The 13,178-nt window shown below is 60.5% G+C and carries 12 protein-coding genes; 4 read left to right on the top strand and 8 right to left on the bottom strand.

Going from position 1 to position 13,178, the window contains the following annotated elements:
• Window positions 1–26: 26 nt before the first annotated feature.
• The 5 genes from NKJ94_RS01230 to NKJ94_RS01210 form a co-directional block, all read right to left on the bottom strand.
• On the bottom strand, window positions 27–1,358 hold the full coding sequence (locus tag NKJ94_RS01230; protein WP_352522573.1) for a UDP-glucose dehydrogenase family protein: 1,332 nt from the start codon (window positions 1,356–1,358) through the stop codon (window positions 27–29).
• A gap of 61 nt (window positions 1,359–1,419) precedes the next feature.
• Entirely contained in the window at window positions 1,420–2,286 is an 867-nt protein-coding gene (exoK, locus tag NKJ94_RS01225; protein ID WP_352522572.1) for an endo-1,3-1,4-beta-glycanase ExoK, read from the bottom strand.
• 142 nt (window positions 2,287–2,428) lie between these two features.
• Entirely contained in the window at window positions 2,429–2,830 is a 402-nt protein-coding gene (locus NKJ94_RS01220; RefSeq protein WP_352522571.1) for a hypothetical protein, read from the bottom strand.
• A 270-nt stretch (window positions 2,831–3,100) separates the two neighbouring features.
• On the bottom strand, window positions 3,101–4,123 hold the full coding sequence (locus tag NKJ94_RS01215; protein ID WP_352522570.1) for a glycosyltransferase family 2 protein: 1,023 nt from the start codon (window positions 4,121–4,123) through the stop codon (window positions 3,101–3,103).
• Between the two features lie 452 nt (window positions 4,124–4,575).
• On the bottom strand, window positions 4,576–5,097 hold the full coding sequence (locus NKJ94_RS01210; protein ID WP_352522569.1) for an exopolysaccharide production repressor protein: 522 nt from the start codon (window positions 5,095–5,097) through the stop codon (window positions 4,576–4,578).
• A 355-nt stretch (window positions 5,098–5,452) separates the two neighbouring features.
• On the opposite strand from NKJ94_RS01210, the gene NKJ94_RS01205 reads away from it, so the two are divergent.
• Both NKJ94_RS01205 and NKJ94_RS01200 read left to right on the top strand, forming a co-directional pair.
• Window positions 5,453–6,130 carry a sugar transferase gene (locus NKJ94_RS01205; RefSeq protein ID WP_352522568.1) on the top strand — a complete coding sequence of 226 codons (678 nt, stop codon included), beginning with the start codon at window positions 5,453–5,455 and terminating at the stop codon, window positions 6,128–6,130.
• Between the two features lie 113 nt (window positions 6,131–6,243).
• Complete coding sequence (locus tag NKJ94_RS01200; protein WP_502895987.1) at window positions 6,244–7,524, top strand: polysaccharide biosynthesis/export family protein; 1,281 nt, start codon at window positions 6,244–6,246, stop codon at window positions 7,522–7,524.
• Window positions 7,525–7,642: 118 nt separating this feature from the next.
• Here the strand turns inward: NKJ94_RS01200 and NKJ94_RS01195 are convergent, their stop codons facing one another.
• The gene (locus NKJ94_RS01195) at window positions 7,643–8,914 is read right to left on the bottom strand and encodes an O-antigen ligase family protein (RefSeq protein ID WP_352522567.1); all 1,272 of its coding nucleotides are present in this window, start codon (window positions 8,912–8,914) and stop codon (window positions 7,643–7,645) included.
• 227 nt (window positions 8,915–9,141) lie between these two features.
• Here NKJ94_RS01195 and NKJ94_RS01190 point away from each other — a divergent pair, with 227 nt between their 5' ends.
• Window positions 9,142–10,071, top strand: coding sequence for a TIR domain-containing protein (locus tag NKJ94_RS01190; RefSeq protein WP_352522566.1), 930 nt, complete (start codon window positions 9,142–9,144; stop codon window positions 10,069–10,071).
• A gap of 196 nt (window positions 10,072–10,267) precedes the next feature.
• On the top strand, window positions 10,268–11,020 hold the full coding sequence (locus NKJ94_RS01185; RefSeq protein WP_352522565.1) for an SDR family NAD(P)-dependent oxidoreductase: 753 nt from the start codon (window positions 10,268–10,270) through the stop codon (window positions 11,018–11,020).
• A 38-nt stretch (window positions 11,021–11,058) separates the two neighbouring features.
• Here NKJ94_RS01185 and NKJ94_RS01180 read toward each other — a convergent pair whose 3' ends face one another.
• Window positions 11,059–11,640: a DUF1349 domain-containing protein gene (locus NKJ94_RS01180; RefSeq protein WP_352522564.1), complete on the bottom strand. Its 582-nt coding sequence runs from the start codon at window positions 11,638–11,640 to the stop codon at window positions 11,059–11,061.
• A gap of 46 nt (window positions 11,641–11,686) precedes the next feature.
• The gene (locus NKJ94_RS01175) at window positions 11,687–13,123 is read right to left on the bottom strand and encodes an aldehyde dehydrogenase family protein (protein WP_352522768.1); all 1,437 of its coding nucleotides are present in this window, start codon (window positions 13,121–13,123) and stop codon (window positions 11,687–11,689) included.
• Window positions 13,124–13,178: the final 55 nt, after the last annotated feature.

The following is a 13,178-nucleotide window of genomic DNA, read 5'->3' as shown; positions in this document are numbered from 1 at the left end:
TGGCTCCTTGCTGGACCGCCCTATCGTCACGCCGCCATTCTGCCGATGCTGTGGTATTCGATGCCGTGGCGGGCGATGACCTTGGGGTCGTAGATGTTGCGGCCGTCGAAGATGACGGGCGTGGTCAGCGCGTCCTTCAACGCATCGAAGGACGGCGCGCTGAAGCTCTTCCACTCGGTCACGATCAAGAGCGCGTCGGCTCCTCGTACCGCAGCCTCCTTGGTCCCGCACAGCTGCAGGTCGTCGCGCAACCCGTAGATCGCTTGGCATTCCTGCATCGCCTCCGGATCGTAGGCCTGCACATTGGCACCGGCGGCCCAGAGCGCTTCCATCAGCGTACGGGCCGGGGCCTCGCGCATGTCGTCGGTATTGGGCTTGAAGGCCAGGCCCCACAGCGCAAAGGTCTTGCCCCTGAGATTGCCCTTGAAATAGCTATCCACCTTCTCGAACAGGACCGACTTCTGCTGGTTGTTGCGCTCCTCGACAGCGCGCAGCAGCTTGGCGTCGAATTTGACGGCTTCGGCGGCCCTGATCAGGGCGCGCACGTCCTTCGGGAAGCACGAGCCGCCATAGCCGAGGCCCGGATAGATGAAGTGGTAGCCGATGCGCGGGTCGCTGCCGATGCCCTTGCGGACCTCCTCGATGTCGGCGCCCAGCTGCTCGGCCAGATTGGCCATTTCGTTCATGAAGCTGATCTTGGTCGCCAGCATGCAATTGGCCGCGTATTTGGTGAACTCGGCACTGCGCACGTCCATCACGATCATCTTTTCGTGGTTGCGGTTGAACGGGGCGTAGAGCTCGCGCATCACCGCCTCGGTGTCCTCGTTGCTGGTGCCGACGATGATGCGGTCGGGCTTCATGCAGTCGCTCACAGCGGACCCTTCCTTGAGGAATTCCGGATTGGAGGCGACGTCGAAAGCCAGATCCTCGCGCCCGCGCGCCTTCAGCGTCTCGGCGATCCTGGCCTTTATCCTTTCGCAGGTGCCGACCGGCACGGTCGACTTGCCGACGACGATCTTGGGCGCGTCCATCTCACGACCGATGGCCTCGGCGACGGCCAGCACATATTTGAGGTCAGCCGAACCATCCTCGCCAGGAGGCGTGCCAACGGCGATCATCTGGATCTGGCCATGCCTGATCGCCGCGGCGGCGTCGGTGGTGAACGTGATGCGGCCGGCGGCATGGTTCTCCTTGACCATGTTTTCGAGCCCGGGCTCGAAGATCGGGATATGGCCCTGGTTGAGCCGCTCGACCTTTTTCGCATCGATATCGACGCAGACCACCTGATGGCCGACTTCGGCAAGCACCGCCGCCTGTACAAGACCGACATAGCCAATTCCAAAGACAGTCAAATTCATTCGATTTCATTCCTGTTCAAAGCTTCGGACCGCCTTCGGCTCGGCCGGTTCAGATGCGTTTTTAGTTCGTCTTGCATGCCAGCGATTCCGGGAACTGGCAGGGCTGGCCAAGTGCGGTGAATGCGACGCGGTCCACCTGCATGGTGAGCTTGCGGCCCGGATCCGAGAACGGCCCCATCCAGCCCTTCAGCGTATCGGTGCCCCACAGGCTGAAATAGATTCTTTGCGAATGAGTGGGCAGCTTCGCGGGATCGGTGATCTCGTGGACAAGCTTGCCGTTGACGTACCAGCGCAGCCGGTCCTTTTCCCAAACGAAGGCGTAGTCGTTGAAGGCCTTGTCGGTGCCGCCGGCGACGTCGACCAGCTTCTCGTTCTTGCCCTTGCCGGCTATGTAGGCGTTGACCTGGACCTTGGACGTGTCCTTGGTCAGCACCTCGAAGTCGATCTCATCATGCGGCTGTTTGTCGGCATCGCCGACGAAGCTGAAGAATGCCGCGTTGACGCCTGAGCCCGTGTCGGTCTTCATCCGCGCCTCGTAGGTGCCGTAGCCGAAGCGCTGCTTGGTCTGGATCTCGGCGCAGGCGAATTCGCGATCCTTCAGCTTGCGCTTCTCGAAACCGAGCGTCAGCATGCCGTCGGAAAGCCCGATCAGGCTCTTGGACCAGGTGCAGTTCTGATGCTTGCCATTCGTCCAGCCGTCGGAAATATACCAGCGCGCGCGACTGATGCTGGTGAAATCATCGACAAAAGACGGCGCGGTCGGGAGATCCTGGGAACGGGCGGGCGCCAAGCCCACAATCAGGCTGCCGAGAACGACCAGCAGAAACGCCCTGTCTGGACAGAGTCGCCGCAGTTTGCCTCGCATCTGGCGTGTGAACGAGGTGCCGCTGGTTGGCGGGGTGGACGTGCTTTTAGGATCTGCGTTCATATCAAACTCACCTTTGTGCTGTGCACCCCCAAAGCGATCGTTCGAACCATTGCGAAACAAGCTGATCTTGACCTCTGTCGCCCCTAAGCTCCTTGTCGCGTGCCCAAAACCATTGCGTATGGCGCCGACCCAGGATGTTCGCTCAACCTGTGCCGGGACCGGCGGGTTTGGCAAAATCGATCCTTATGTTTGGAGCGTTCTGCCGATTCTCATCGAAGATTGCATCCAGCGAATGACGGAGCTCGTTCATCATCTGCTTCTGGCGCGAGAGCGCCGCGATGCGCCGCTCGCAATTCAGGATCGACTTGGTCAGTTCGCCGACTTCGGAGGACCTGCGGGAGGAGACCGCTCCGTTCTCCATTGCCTCGACCAGGAAGGCGGCATTCGTGGCCGTTGTCCTGTAGCGGTTCTCTAGTCCGCTCTTCTCCGCCTCGACCTCGGCGGCGATCTGGTCGAGCAGCTTTGCCAGACGATCAAGGCGCGAGGTGTCGGTCTGCCTGTCGCGCGCCGGATCTCTCGATTTGAAGCCGAAGATCGAGGCCATGTAGTCAGCGCCCCTTCATCGTCGAGCTGGTGACCGGCCTTGGCGCCCGTCCACGTTCAAAAGACATTTCTTGCATCGTCCAGCTCCTCTGACAGGGGATGTGTCTGGCCCGTTCGGTTGGCCGTCCAAAATTGCTGCACCGCAACATAGATTGCCATTCCCCGAGCGCATAGGCAACCACCTAGATCGTAAACTCATAAATCTCGTCGAAATGGGGCGAGCCGACCGAAGGGTAAGGGCATGGCTACCGGGATCGCCACGTTGACGAGCCTAGCGTTCGCTGGCCGTGCTGCTTCCGGCCATGAGGAAGCGCAGCGGCGGCACATGCTGACGCTTCGCGGCTAGGCCGGCGCGGCGAAACAACGCATCCAGCTTGTCGGCGGCAACGCCGCGGACGACGGCCATGAGGTTGGACGGACCGGCCAAGGCGTAGGCCGCAGCCGGTGCCAGCCCGCGCTCGGCCTTCACATCGAGGAATTTCCGCAACCGGTATTTGTCGCGTATGTGCCGCTCGTGCCGTTTCAGCGCAGCCTTCGATCCCTCCGGCAAACTGTCGATCGCAAGTAGTGCCAGATCCGCATCGGCCAGATGCTTCAGGTCCTGGGTCTTGTGCCGTCCACTCAGCGAATCGGCGCGCACGATCGCGCCGTAGCCACAGGATTTGATGACCTTGAAGCGCGCGCCATGCGCAACCGCACGCGCGTAGAGTTCGTAGTCTTCACCTAGGCGCAGCTTCTCGTCGTAGCGCAGCCCATGCCGATCGAGGAAGGCGCGGCTGATCACGGGTTTGAGGAAGCCCAGTTCCCCTCGTTGCACACGGCGCCTGGAGATGTTGGCGTCGATGAAACCTTCGAAATCGAGGAATTCCGGCTCGGGCGAAAACGGTGGAGCGACGATTTTCGAGACGTCGGTTGCCGCGTCATCCCTGACAAGCATGATGTTGTCTGCCGCGAAATCCCAATCGGTGCTGGCGAACAGTCTGTGAAACCTGCCTTCGAAAAAGAAATCATCAGCGTCCAGAATGCTGATGAACGGCGACCTGGAGCCGGCTATCGCGGCGTTGCGGGCAAAGGAGGGGCCGCGATTGACGTCGAAGCGGATGACCGAAAGGCGGCCCGTGCCGTCGTCGGCTGCGTGGGCGACTTTCGCGGTATCGTCGGTGGACGCGTCGTCGACGACGACGACTTCCGCAACCTCCGGCTCGCGCAAGGCCGATGCAATGGCAGCCGGGATTGTCCGCGCCGCATTGCGGGCGGCGATGATCACGCAGACCTGGGATGATGTCATGGACATGCCTCTCGATTGCAGAAGTCGTTGCGGATTTCTTCGCCCTCCCCGCTCAATGCCTCACCACCCGTCTGACATGCATCGGCCAAATGCCTATGCTGCAAGTGCGAAGCAAGCATCGCCAAAATCATCGGCGCCGTCCAGTTTTTCATTTGCTGGGTGTCATGGCGCGGTTGGGCAGGCGGCGAGCCTCAATCGGGATGGCTCCCGAAATGCGCCGCTTGGCAGAGCCGTTCCTACACGCTCCATCAGAGCGCTCGACCGGCGGGAACCAGTTGCTGATCCTCGCCGACTGGACGGCGGCGACGGAGAGCGAGCGCGTCGAGGCCCGGAGTATCAAGGAATTGAAAGAACAGGGATGCCGACGCCGGTGTTGTTGAGGCGAGCAGTTCGTCAGAGGGCTGGCCAGCGTAACCGCAGGTTACATCGACATCGCTGACCGCGGCCAAGGCCCGAAATCAGTGAAGGCCTCTCCTGGCGCTGAATTTCTCGCCTTCGGCCGCTTCGTTCGAACTCAGCTTTCGTTCTGCGTCGCGAATTTTGTCGGCCGGGGTCGGGGCATTTCTTGCGACCATGGCAAAGATCAGCAGAAAATAACCGAGTTGGATGACTATGGCGCAGCCGATGACGCGAAAAAGCGTCGTGCCGAGCGAGGCGCCGCCCAAATAGGACCAGACGACCACGATCGCCAGTGCAAAAACCATGCCGATAATGAACTTTGGCAGTGACATACCCGATAGCCCGTCAACCGGCTCGGGAAAAATTGTCGATAAGCCCACCCCGAGCACCTCCCTTAAACTCTGCGAGCTTATTAAGGTTGCCCGCTTGTGGCCGGTTGCTTCCGACCTTGCCCAATCTGTCCATACTCCGACAGAAACAATTTGCAACTCTATTAAGGTGTGCAATAGGCGGCAAGGGCAGCCACGAATAATTTTAAGCGAATCCTCGGGATCGACTCCGCCATGGTGCAATGCACACATAGCTGTCACCAATGATTGCCGGATATGGACTCGCTCCAGTAAGATTAATAGTATTATCTAGTATTTTACCATAATGTCAGGCCATATCGGGCGATTCTAAATGACGTCAAAGCTCGATAACAGGGTCTCAAGAGCGAATCGCCTAAAAGGCGCCTCAAAAATGGACTAGTTTTTTCAAAGTTGCCCATCGTCGGTCTCTTTTGTGACATAAAGGCGAAATTTTGTGCAGGATGCGTTTATTATTTAGTCAGTTCATGACGCGACTATTACAGCCGGCTGGGAAATTGTGTGTTGCGCTGCAACATTTTTTTGGTATCGTGCGGTAAACCATCCGTTCAACGTATGGAGTTTACGCATGAGGGACGTAGCCAAGCCGGCCGACGCGGATTTTTCGCAGGCCGGCATCGATTTTCCGCCACCGATCGGCGGCCTGCTCAAACGCAGCTTCGATATTGCCGGTTCACTGATCGGTCTGGTTGCTCTCAGCCCGCTGTTCGTGATGATAGCGCTGCTTGTCAGGTTTTCCGATGGCGGGCCGATTTTCTATGGTCATAGCCGGATCGGCCGCGGAGGACGGATTTTCCCGTGCCTCAAGTTCCGCACCATGGTTCCGGACGGCGAGCGGGTGCTTGCTGCCTATCTTGCCGCGAATCCGGAGGCCAACGCCGAATGGATGGCGACCCGCAAGTTGAAGAACGATCCGCGGATCACGCGCGTCGGAGCGGTGCTGAGGAAGCTCAGCCTCGATGAGTTGCCGCAGATCATCAACATCCTGCAGGGAGATATGAGCCTGGTCGGGCCTCGTCCCGTGGTGCGTGATGAGCTGGAGATCTATGGCAGTTCGGCTGTCTATTACCTGAAATCGCGCCCCGGCCTGACCGGACTCTGGCAGGTCAGCGGACGCAACGATGTTTCCTACGACAGCCGCGTCGCGTTCGATCGGCACTATGTCGAGAACTGGTCGATGTTCGAAGACATTCGCATCATCATCAAGACAGTACCTGCGGTCTGGATGTCGCGAGGCTGCTACTGACGGCCGCATGCCGGCCATGGATCGAGGAGCGACTGTCCAGAATTCAGGCCCCGAACTCGGGTTTCAAGCATCGGCAGCTCATCGGGCGGGGCAAATCGGATCGGAACCGTTCATTGAAAGCAGACACCTTCGAAATCTCTCGCACCAGCTTTCTCACCAGACGCACGCGCCGCGTGCGGCTTCTAGCGACGTGCTTCGCGCTGTCGCTGGCCCTGCCCCAGTTTGCCGCCGCCGACGACTATCGGCTTGGCTCACAGGACAAGCTGACCATCCGCGTGGCGGAATGGCAGACCGTCGAAGGCACGTTCCGTGACTGGTCGGCCATCAATGGAGAATACACGGTCGGGCCGGCAGGAACCTTGTCGGTGCCCTTCGTCGGCGAGATGCCCGCATCCGGCAAGACGACTTCGGAGATCGCGGCATCGCTCGGCGAGGCGCTGCAGCGCAAGCTCGCTCTGGCCGACAGGCCGGAGGCTTCCGTCGAAATGGCGCAGTACCGGCCGTTCTACATTTCCGGCGAGGTGCAATCGCCCGGCCAGTATCCTTGCGTGCCTGGGCTGACCGTGCTGAAGGCGATGAGCATTGCCGGCGGAGCCCGGCGGAACCCGGATAGCGGCCAGCGCTTCGACCGCGACCTGATCAATGCCAAGGGCGATTTCGATGTGCTTCAGGACCAGCAGGTCCGGCTGATCGTCAGGCGCGCGCGCATCGAAGCGGAACTGGCGGACAAACCGGCATTCGACGTGCCGAAGGAAGTTGCCGACGATCCGAAGCTGCCGGGCATCGTTGCCGACGAGATGGCAATCCTGGCGGCCGACCAGAAAAAGCTCAAGCTGCGCCTGCAGGCGCTCGATGATTTGAAGACGCTGCTGCAGAGCGAGATCGATTCGCTGCAGAAAAAGATCGTCAACCAGCAGAAGCAGGTCGATCTGGCGAAGGAACAGCTCAACGGCATCGGCTCGCTGGCGCAAAAGGGCCTGGTCGTCAACACGCGGGTTTTGAACTCGCAGCAAACGATCGCCGACCTCGAAGGCCAGATCCTGGATTACGACACGGCTATCCTCACGGCCAAGCAGTCGATCAGCAAGGCTACCCAGGACGCCATCGACCTGGAGAACACCCAGAATGCCGGCCTCGCGACCGACCGGCAACAGACAGAGGCCGATCTCAACCAAACGACGCTAAAGCTGAATATGGAAAAGGGCTTGATGTCCGAAGCCCTGTCGGGCAACCCCATGCCGCAACTCTATGGCAACAACGAACCACCCGCCATGTCGTTTTCCCTGGTGCGGGTGGTCGACGGCAAGACCAGCGAAATCACCGCCGGCGAAGACACGCCGGTGCTGCCAGGGGACGTAATCAAGGTCAAACCGGCGCCTTTGGCCATTCAGTAGCTTTCTTCCACGGAGTGAAGCACCCACCTCGCAGACAGCGGTCTGCGGGGTTTTGGGCTTGGTCTTTATGGATCAGAAAACAAGACAGCCTTCGGGCAACGAACAGCTCGGATCGGCTCTAGCTTCGCACGGCGTCCGGCTCCTCGAGATGGTTTACCGCGGCCCACCGGGAACGGGCGACGGCCGGCACCTTAACCAGCTTGAAGTAGCTGTAATACAGCAGGAACGATCCCATGATGTAGGGATTGAGGGTCTCGACCTCGACGAAGGACCGTATGAATAGAAGCACCATCACGCCGGCGAGAATCACCGACTCGGCTTGCCATGTCCTGAATATCAGCGCCGAGACGTGACCCCAGAGCGTACGCAGGATGATCAGCGAAAGCAGTGTCGCACCGACGAAGCCGAGTTCCACCAAGGTCTCGATGTAGGTGTTGTGGAAGTGGAAGCCGCTTCGTGCGGCGATATAGAATTCGTTCCATAGGCGCTCGGCTTCGGAGAAACCCTGCACCCAATAGGCTGCGTAGCCCACACCGAGGATGGGCGATTGCTGCGCGGCGTTCCAGCCCTGCTGCCAGAGGTAGGTCCGTCCGGTGAGCGTCGAATCCTTGCCGAAGAGGCCAAGGACGAAATCCATGAGCCCGAGATTCAGGGCAATCACAGTGCAGGCGACCAGCCCGCCCGCACCGATCACGAAAATCACCCGCCGGTGGCGAAGCGAAAGCAGCTTGCCGATGGAAAGCAGGGCGACCAGAGCGAGGACTGCCGGGGTCGATGCCATTGACGTGGCCGAATGCGACACGACCAGCAAATAGCCCGAGAGAAGGACGATCGGTACGATCAATAAAAAGCTTATGCGGCCGCGCCTGAGAAAAGCCAGGTAGACAACGCAGAAGTAGATGCCAAGCGATGCGACAAAGCCGATCTGGTTCTTGGAGCTGAATGCACCGACGAAATTATATGTCCCGTCGAGAACGTCGTAGGAATAACTCGCGACCTTGAGCGAGTAGAGCAGGACGACAAAGATCCCGATCAGGGCGCCTATGGTCAAGGTCCGGACGCTGACGGTGCGCGCGGCAATGTAGGCGCAGGCGATATGGGAGCAATATTGGATGGCCGTCCTTGCCGTGGTGCCGGGAGCTGCCGACCAGAACACCGAGAAGCAGACATAGGTCGCAAACGCCAGTGGAAGCCAGGCGCTGGAAGCGTGCCTTAATATCTTCCGGTAGTCGACCAGGATGAGCGGCAGCCAGACCGCATAATAGGCCAGGATCATGGTCTGGCCGAAAATGGTTGAGTAGGAGAACGCCCAGATCGAGACGGCAACGGCAAAGCTGCCATAGGCCGTGTTCTTGTCCGGATCGATCAACAGAGATTTTGGGATCTTCATCTCGGTAGCGGTTTTCCGTCCTTGTAGTTCCACGCAGTCGTGGACGCGCCATACGCGAGCGATTATTGTGCAGCGCAATATAACCCAACTCTCGCCATTTGTCACCCAAAGACGGCGTCGACCGCGTGCCATGCCGGCCGGCTGACAGGTGGCGCCCAGGGCTTGCCAACAGCGGACGGAAAGAGAAATAATTTGCAGACGCTGGTCACATGGCGGAGGGGACACGGATGGACAAACCTCGAATCTTCCTGGGTTCGTCAGGAAAGCAGAAGAAACTGCTGCAGGCGCTGACTCGCGGCCTCGAAGACATCGCGAACGTGGAGCCCTGGACGACGTCCTTCAATCCCGGGACAACCACCCTGGAGCGCCTCCTCGAGCTTACGCGTGAAGTCGACTTCGCCGCTTTTGTGTTCGCTCAGGACGACTGGACCAGTGCGAGCCAGCCGGCTTCGCCTGCTGCGGCGTCAGCTCAAGCTTCACCGCGAGACAATGTGGTCTTCGAAGCCGGCCTTTTTGGCGGAGTTCTCGGAATGCGCCGGACGTTTATCCTCCATGCCAATGGCTCCAAGCTTCCAAGCGATCTGCTCGGCCTCACCTCTGTACGGTACGGCGAAGCGACGACCGGCGCGGAGATGAGAGCGGTCAACCAAAAGCTGCGGAAAGCCATCGAGAATGAGCGTCGCGTCGCCCGCATCGAGGGCCTTTGGTGGCAGTTTTCCCTGACGGAGCGCAGCGTGAGGGAGCCTTCCGCCGTGAGCCTCTTGCGGATTTCGCGAGACCGCGATGGTGCGCTGGAGCTAGCCGGCCGCTCATGGCAAGAGAATGGCAGCCTATCGGCCAGATACTGGAGCGAAGCGGTGAAGGAGAGAAAGGAGCCTCCCGGCATCTTCTACTTTTGGAATGGAGAACGGCCCTTGGACGCGAACGCGTCGCAGTTGTTCGGGACAGGAGAGATCCGGCTGGAGTCCGCCGATCGCGCGTCCGGGTACTTCACCACGCGAGCGGACACGCCGCCAAAACTGAACGCGCGCACCTCCGGTGTTTACTTGCGCGCCGATCCGGAGGATCTGAGCATCCTGGACGGGCGCGACAATCAGCGGCGCGTGGAGTTGATCGCGGAGCGACTGAGCCATTGGAAATCGATCAAGAACGTCTGAACCCGGTGCGCATGGAAGTCGCTCCGATCCGTCCGGTGCTTGACCCTGCGACGCCTTTAAACCGCTCCTTCTGGCCCACTATGAACCCGCTCGGAGGCTCCAGATGTCGACTTGCACTTGTCCGCCGTTGACTTCACATTCCCGCCGATGGCGACCGGCCAACGCCTAACCGGATAAGCCAGCAAGGAAAGATCACATGCCGATGAGTTTCGCGGGACGATTTGCCGGACGATCTGCTGTTATTACCGGCGGCGCCTCAGGCATCGGCCTACCCATCGCGCGAAGGATCGTTGACGAAGGCGGGCGTGTTTCGGTCTGGGATCGCGATGCCGCCCAGATCGAGCAGGCCAAGGCCATTCTTCCAGGTTTGCACAGCGTGACCCTCGACGTCGCCGACCCCGTAGCGGTCGAAGCCGCCGCCGGAGAGACGATCGAAGTGCTTGGCGCGGTCGATATCCTTGTCACCAGTGCTGCCATCACGGGGCCGAACATGACGACCTGGGAGTATTCCGTGGAGGATTGGCGCCGGGTCATCGACATCAACATCAACGGCGTCTTCTTCTGCAACAGGGCGCTGGTCCCGCATATGCTCGAACGCAATTACGGCAGGATCGTCAACATCGCCTCGATTGCCGGCAAGGAAGGTAACCCGAACGCCTCGGCCTATAGTACCTCCAAGGCGGCGGTGATCGGCATGACTAAATCGCTCGGCAAGGAACTGGCCAAGACCAAGGTGACGGTGAACTGCGTCACGCCGGCAGCCGTGCGCACCGCGATCTTCCAGCAGATGAGCCAGCAGCACATCGACTTCATGCTATCGAAAATACCAATGGCGCGGTTCGGCGAGGTCGAGGAGGTGGCGGCGCTGATTTGCTGGATCGCGTCCGAGGAATGCTCGTTCACGACGGCTGCCGTCTTCGACGTCTCCGGCGGCCGGGCGACCTACTGAGGCGAGCGGCAAGGCAAGCCGCTCCCGGGCGCGAAGCCTCAGTCGTGAAGCTCACGCGAGATCGGCGGGCCGATCGAAAAATCGCTGAATGTGACCTCGAAGCCCTCGCGCTGCGGCGAGCAGCACATCATGCCGACATCGACCGTTTTCGATGGCGGGAAATAGGCAAGCCGCACCAGCTTCCACTGCTTGTCGGACGCGTCCAGATACTGGACGCGGATCGTCTCGGCGTGACGGGTCAAGCGGATCCTGACGCCGTCCGGATCGGCGGGAATGTTGGCCAGCGACCAGTCGGAGGCATCGTTGGTGACGACGACGGAAAAATACATCAGCCCGTCGGTGTATTCGATGCCGGCCTTGATCCAGTGCGTTTCGCTCAATCGCACCATCAACCCGGCCTGATCGTAGAGCACTTCATAGCGCCCGTTGACGGTGACTTCGGCGCTGAAATCGCCCTCGACCTCACGATAGAGGAAATGGCCGTTGTCGCGCCAGAAGCCGTAGAACGTCTCGCGCCAGAAGTCGGTCTCCTTGCCGGTCCGCACATGCACTGTACTGTCGCCGAATTCGTGATGCGGCGGCGGATTGAGCCAGGTCAGGTCCGTATTCTCAGATGTCATCGACTTGCTCGCCTGCCTGGCTGATCCCGGGTGAGTGCCGCCTTGATTAGCCGGCAAACGTGTAAGCGGTCTTCACCGTGGTGTAGAATTCCGCGGCGTAGCGGCCCTGCTCGCGCGGGCCGTAGCTCGATCCCTTGCGCCCGCCGAAAGGCACGTGGAAGTCGACGCCCGCCGTCGGCAGGTTGACCATGACCATGCCGGCTTCCGAATTGCGCTTAAAATGCGTGGCATGCTTGAGGCTGGATGTGCAGATGCCCGACGTCAGCCCGAACGGCGTGTCGTTGGCCACCGCCAGCGCCTCGTCATAGTCTTTGACGCGGATGACGTTGGCGACCGGTCCGAAGATCTCTTCGCGTGAAATGCGCATGGCGTTGGTGGTTTCGGTGAACAGCGCCGGTTGCAGATAGAAGCCGCGGGTTTCGCGATCGAGCCGCTCGCCGCCGAAGGCCAGATCGGCACCTTCCTGGCGGCCGATGGCGATATAATCTTCATCCTGTTTCAACTGACTCTGATCGACAACCGGCCCGATCTGGGTCTTCGCGTCGAGAGCATCGCCGACGACCAGCTTGGCCAGGCGATCCTTGAGCGCCTCGACGAAGCGGTCATGGATGCCGTCCGTGACCACCAGGCGGGACGACGCCGTGCAGCGCTGGCCGGTCGAGAAGTAGGCACCGTTGATGGCGCAATCGACGGCGACGGCAAGGTCGGCATCGTCGAGCACAACAAACGGGTTCTTGCCGCCCATTTCGAGCTGAAACTTGCGCATGTGCTCGACGCTGGCGGCAGCGACGCGCTTGCCGGTGCCGACCGAGCCGGTGAAGGTGATAGCGTTGAGGTCAGGGCTGTCGAGCATGGCCTGGCCGACCACCGAACCCTTGCCCATGACCAGATTGAGCACGCCCTTAGGCAGGCCGGCGCGGTGCAGGATGTCGACAATGGTCCAAGCGCTCTCCGGAACGAGTTCCGCCGGCTTGAAGACGATGGTGTTGCCGTAGGCCAGCGCCGGAGCAATTTTCCAGGCCGGGATGGCGATCGGGAAATTCCATGGCGTGATGATGCCGACCACACCGACCGCTTCGCGGGTGATCTCGACGCCGACGCCGGGCCGCACGCTCGGAACCAGTTCGCCCGAAAGGCGCAGCGTCTCGCCTGCAAAGAAGTCGAATATCTGGGCTGCCCGGACGGTCTCGCCGATGCCCTCGACCAGCGTCTTGCCTTCCTCGCGCGCCAACGCCCGGCCGATTTCATCCTTCCGCGCGATGATCTCGTCCGACGCCTTCCTCAGCACAGCATGGCGTGCCAGCAGACCCGATCGAGACCACGCCGGAAATGCCGCTTTCGCCGCCGCGATGGCCTGCCGAGCCTGCTCGGCGCCCCCCGACGCATATTCGCCGACCACGTCGTCGAGATTGGACGGGTTGATGTTGCGGGAGCCGGCATCGCCCACCCACTCGCCATCGATGAGGTTCTTTCGAAACGGGATCATGTCGCTGTCTTCCTTGTCGTCCTTCGATCGCCGCCTATCTGGACCACCGACC

The sequence above is a fragment of the Mesorhizobium sp. M0060 genome (assembly GCF_040323155.1).
In the GTDB taxonomy this organism is placed as follows: Bacteria; Pseudomonadota; Alphaproteobacteria; order Rhizobiales; family Rhizobiaceae; genus Mesorhizobium.
Note: the sequence above shows the minus strand (reverse complement) of the source record. Positions and strands in the feature narration are given on the sequence as shown.

Coding starts and splice junctions, on each gene's coding strand:
- NKJ94_RS01205 (WP_352522568.1), top strand. CDS start 5,453: ATGAGGGACGTAGCCAAGCCGGCCGACGCGGATTTTTCGCAGGCCGGC.
- NKJ94_RS01180 (WP_352522564.1), bottom strand. CDS start 11,640: ATGACATCTGAGAATACGGACCTGACCTGGCTCAATCCGCCGCCGCAT.
- NKJ94_RS01190 (WP_352522566.1), top strand. CDS start 9,142: ATGGACAAACCTCGAATCTTCCTGGGTTCGTCAGGAAAGCAGAAGAAA.
- NKJ94_RS01195 (WP_352522567.1), bottom strand. CDS start 8,914: ATGAAGATCCCAAAATCTCTGTTGATCGATCCGGACAAGAACACGGCC.
- NKJ94_RS01220 (WP_352522571.1), bottom strand. CDS start 2,830: ATGGCCTCGATCTTCGGCTTCAAATCGAGAGATCCGGCGCGCGACAGG.
- NKJ94_RS01230 (WP_352522573.1), bottom strand. CDS start 1,358: ATGAATTTGACTGTCTTTGGAATTGGCTATGTCGGTCTTGTACAGGCG.
- NKJ94_RS01185 (WP_352522565.1), top strand. CDS start 10,268: ATGCCGATGAGTTTCGCGGGACGATTTGCCGGACGATCTGCTGTTATT.
- NKJ94_RS01210 (WP_352522569.1), bottom strand. CDS start 5,097: ATGTGTGCATTGCACCATGGCGGAGTCGATCCCGAGGATTCGCTTAAA.
- exoK (WP_352522572.1), bottom strand. CDS start 2,286: ATGAACGCAGATCCTAAAAGCACGTCCACCCCGCCAACCAGCGGCACC.
- NKJ94_RS01215 (WP_352522570.1), bottom strand. CDS start 4,123: ATGTCCATGACATCATCCCAGGTCTGCGTGATCATCGCCGCCCGCAAT.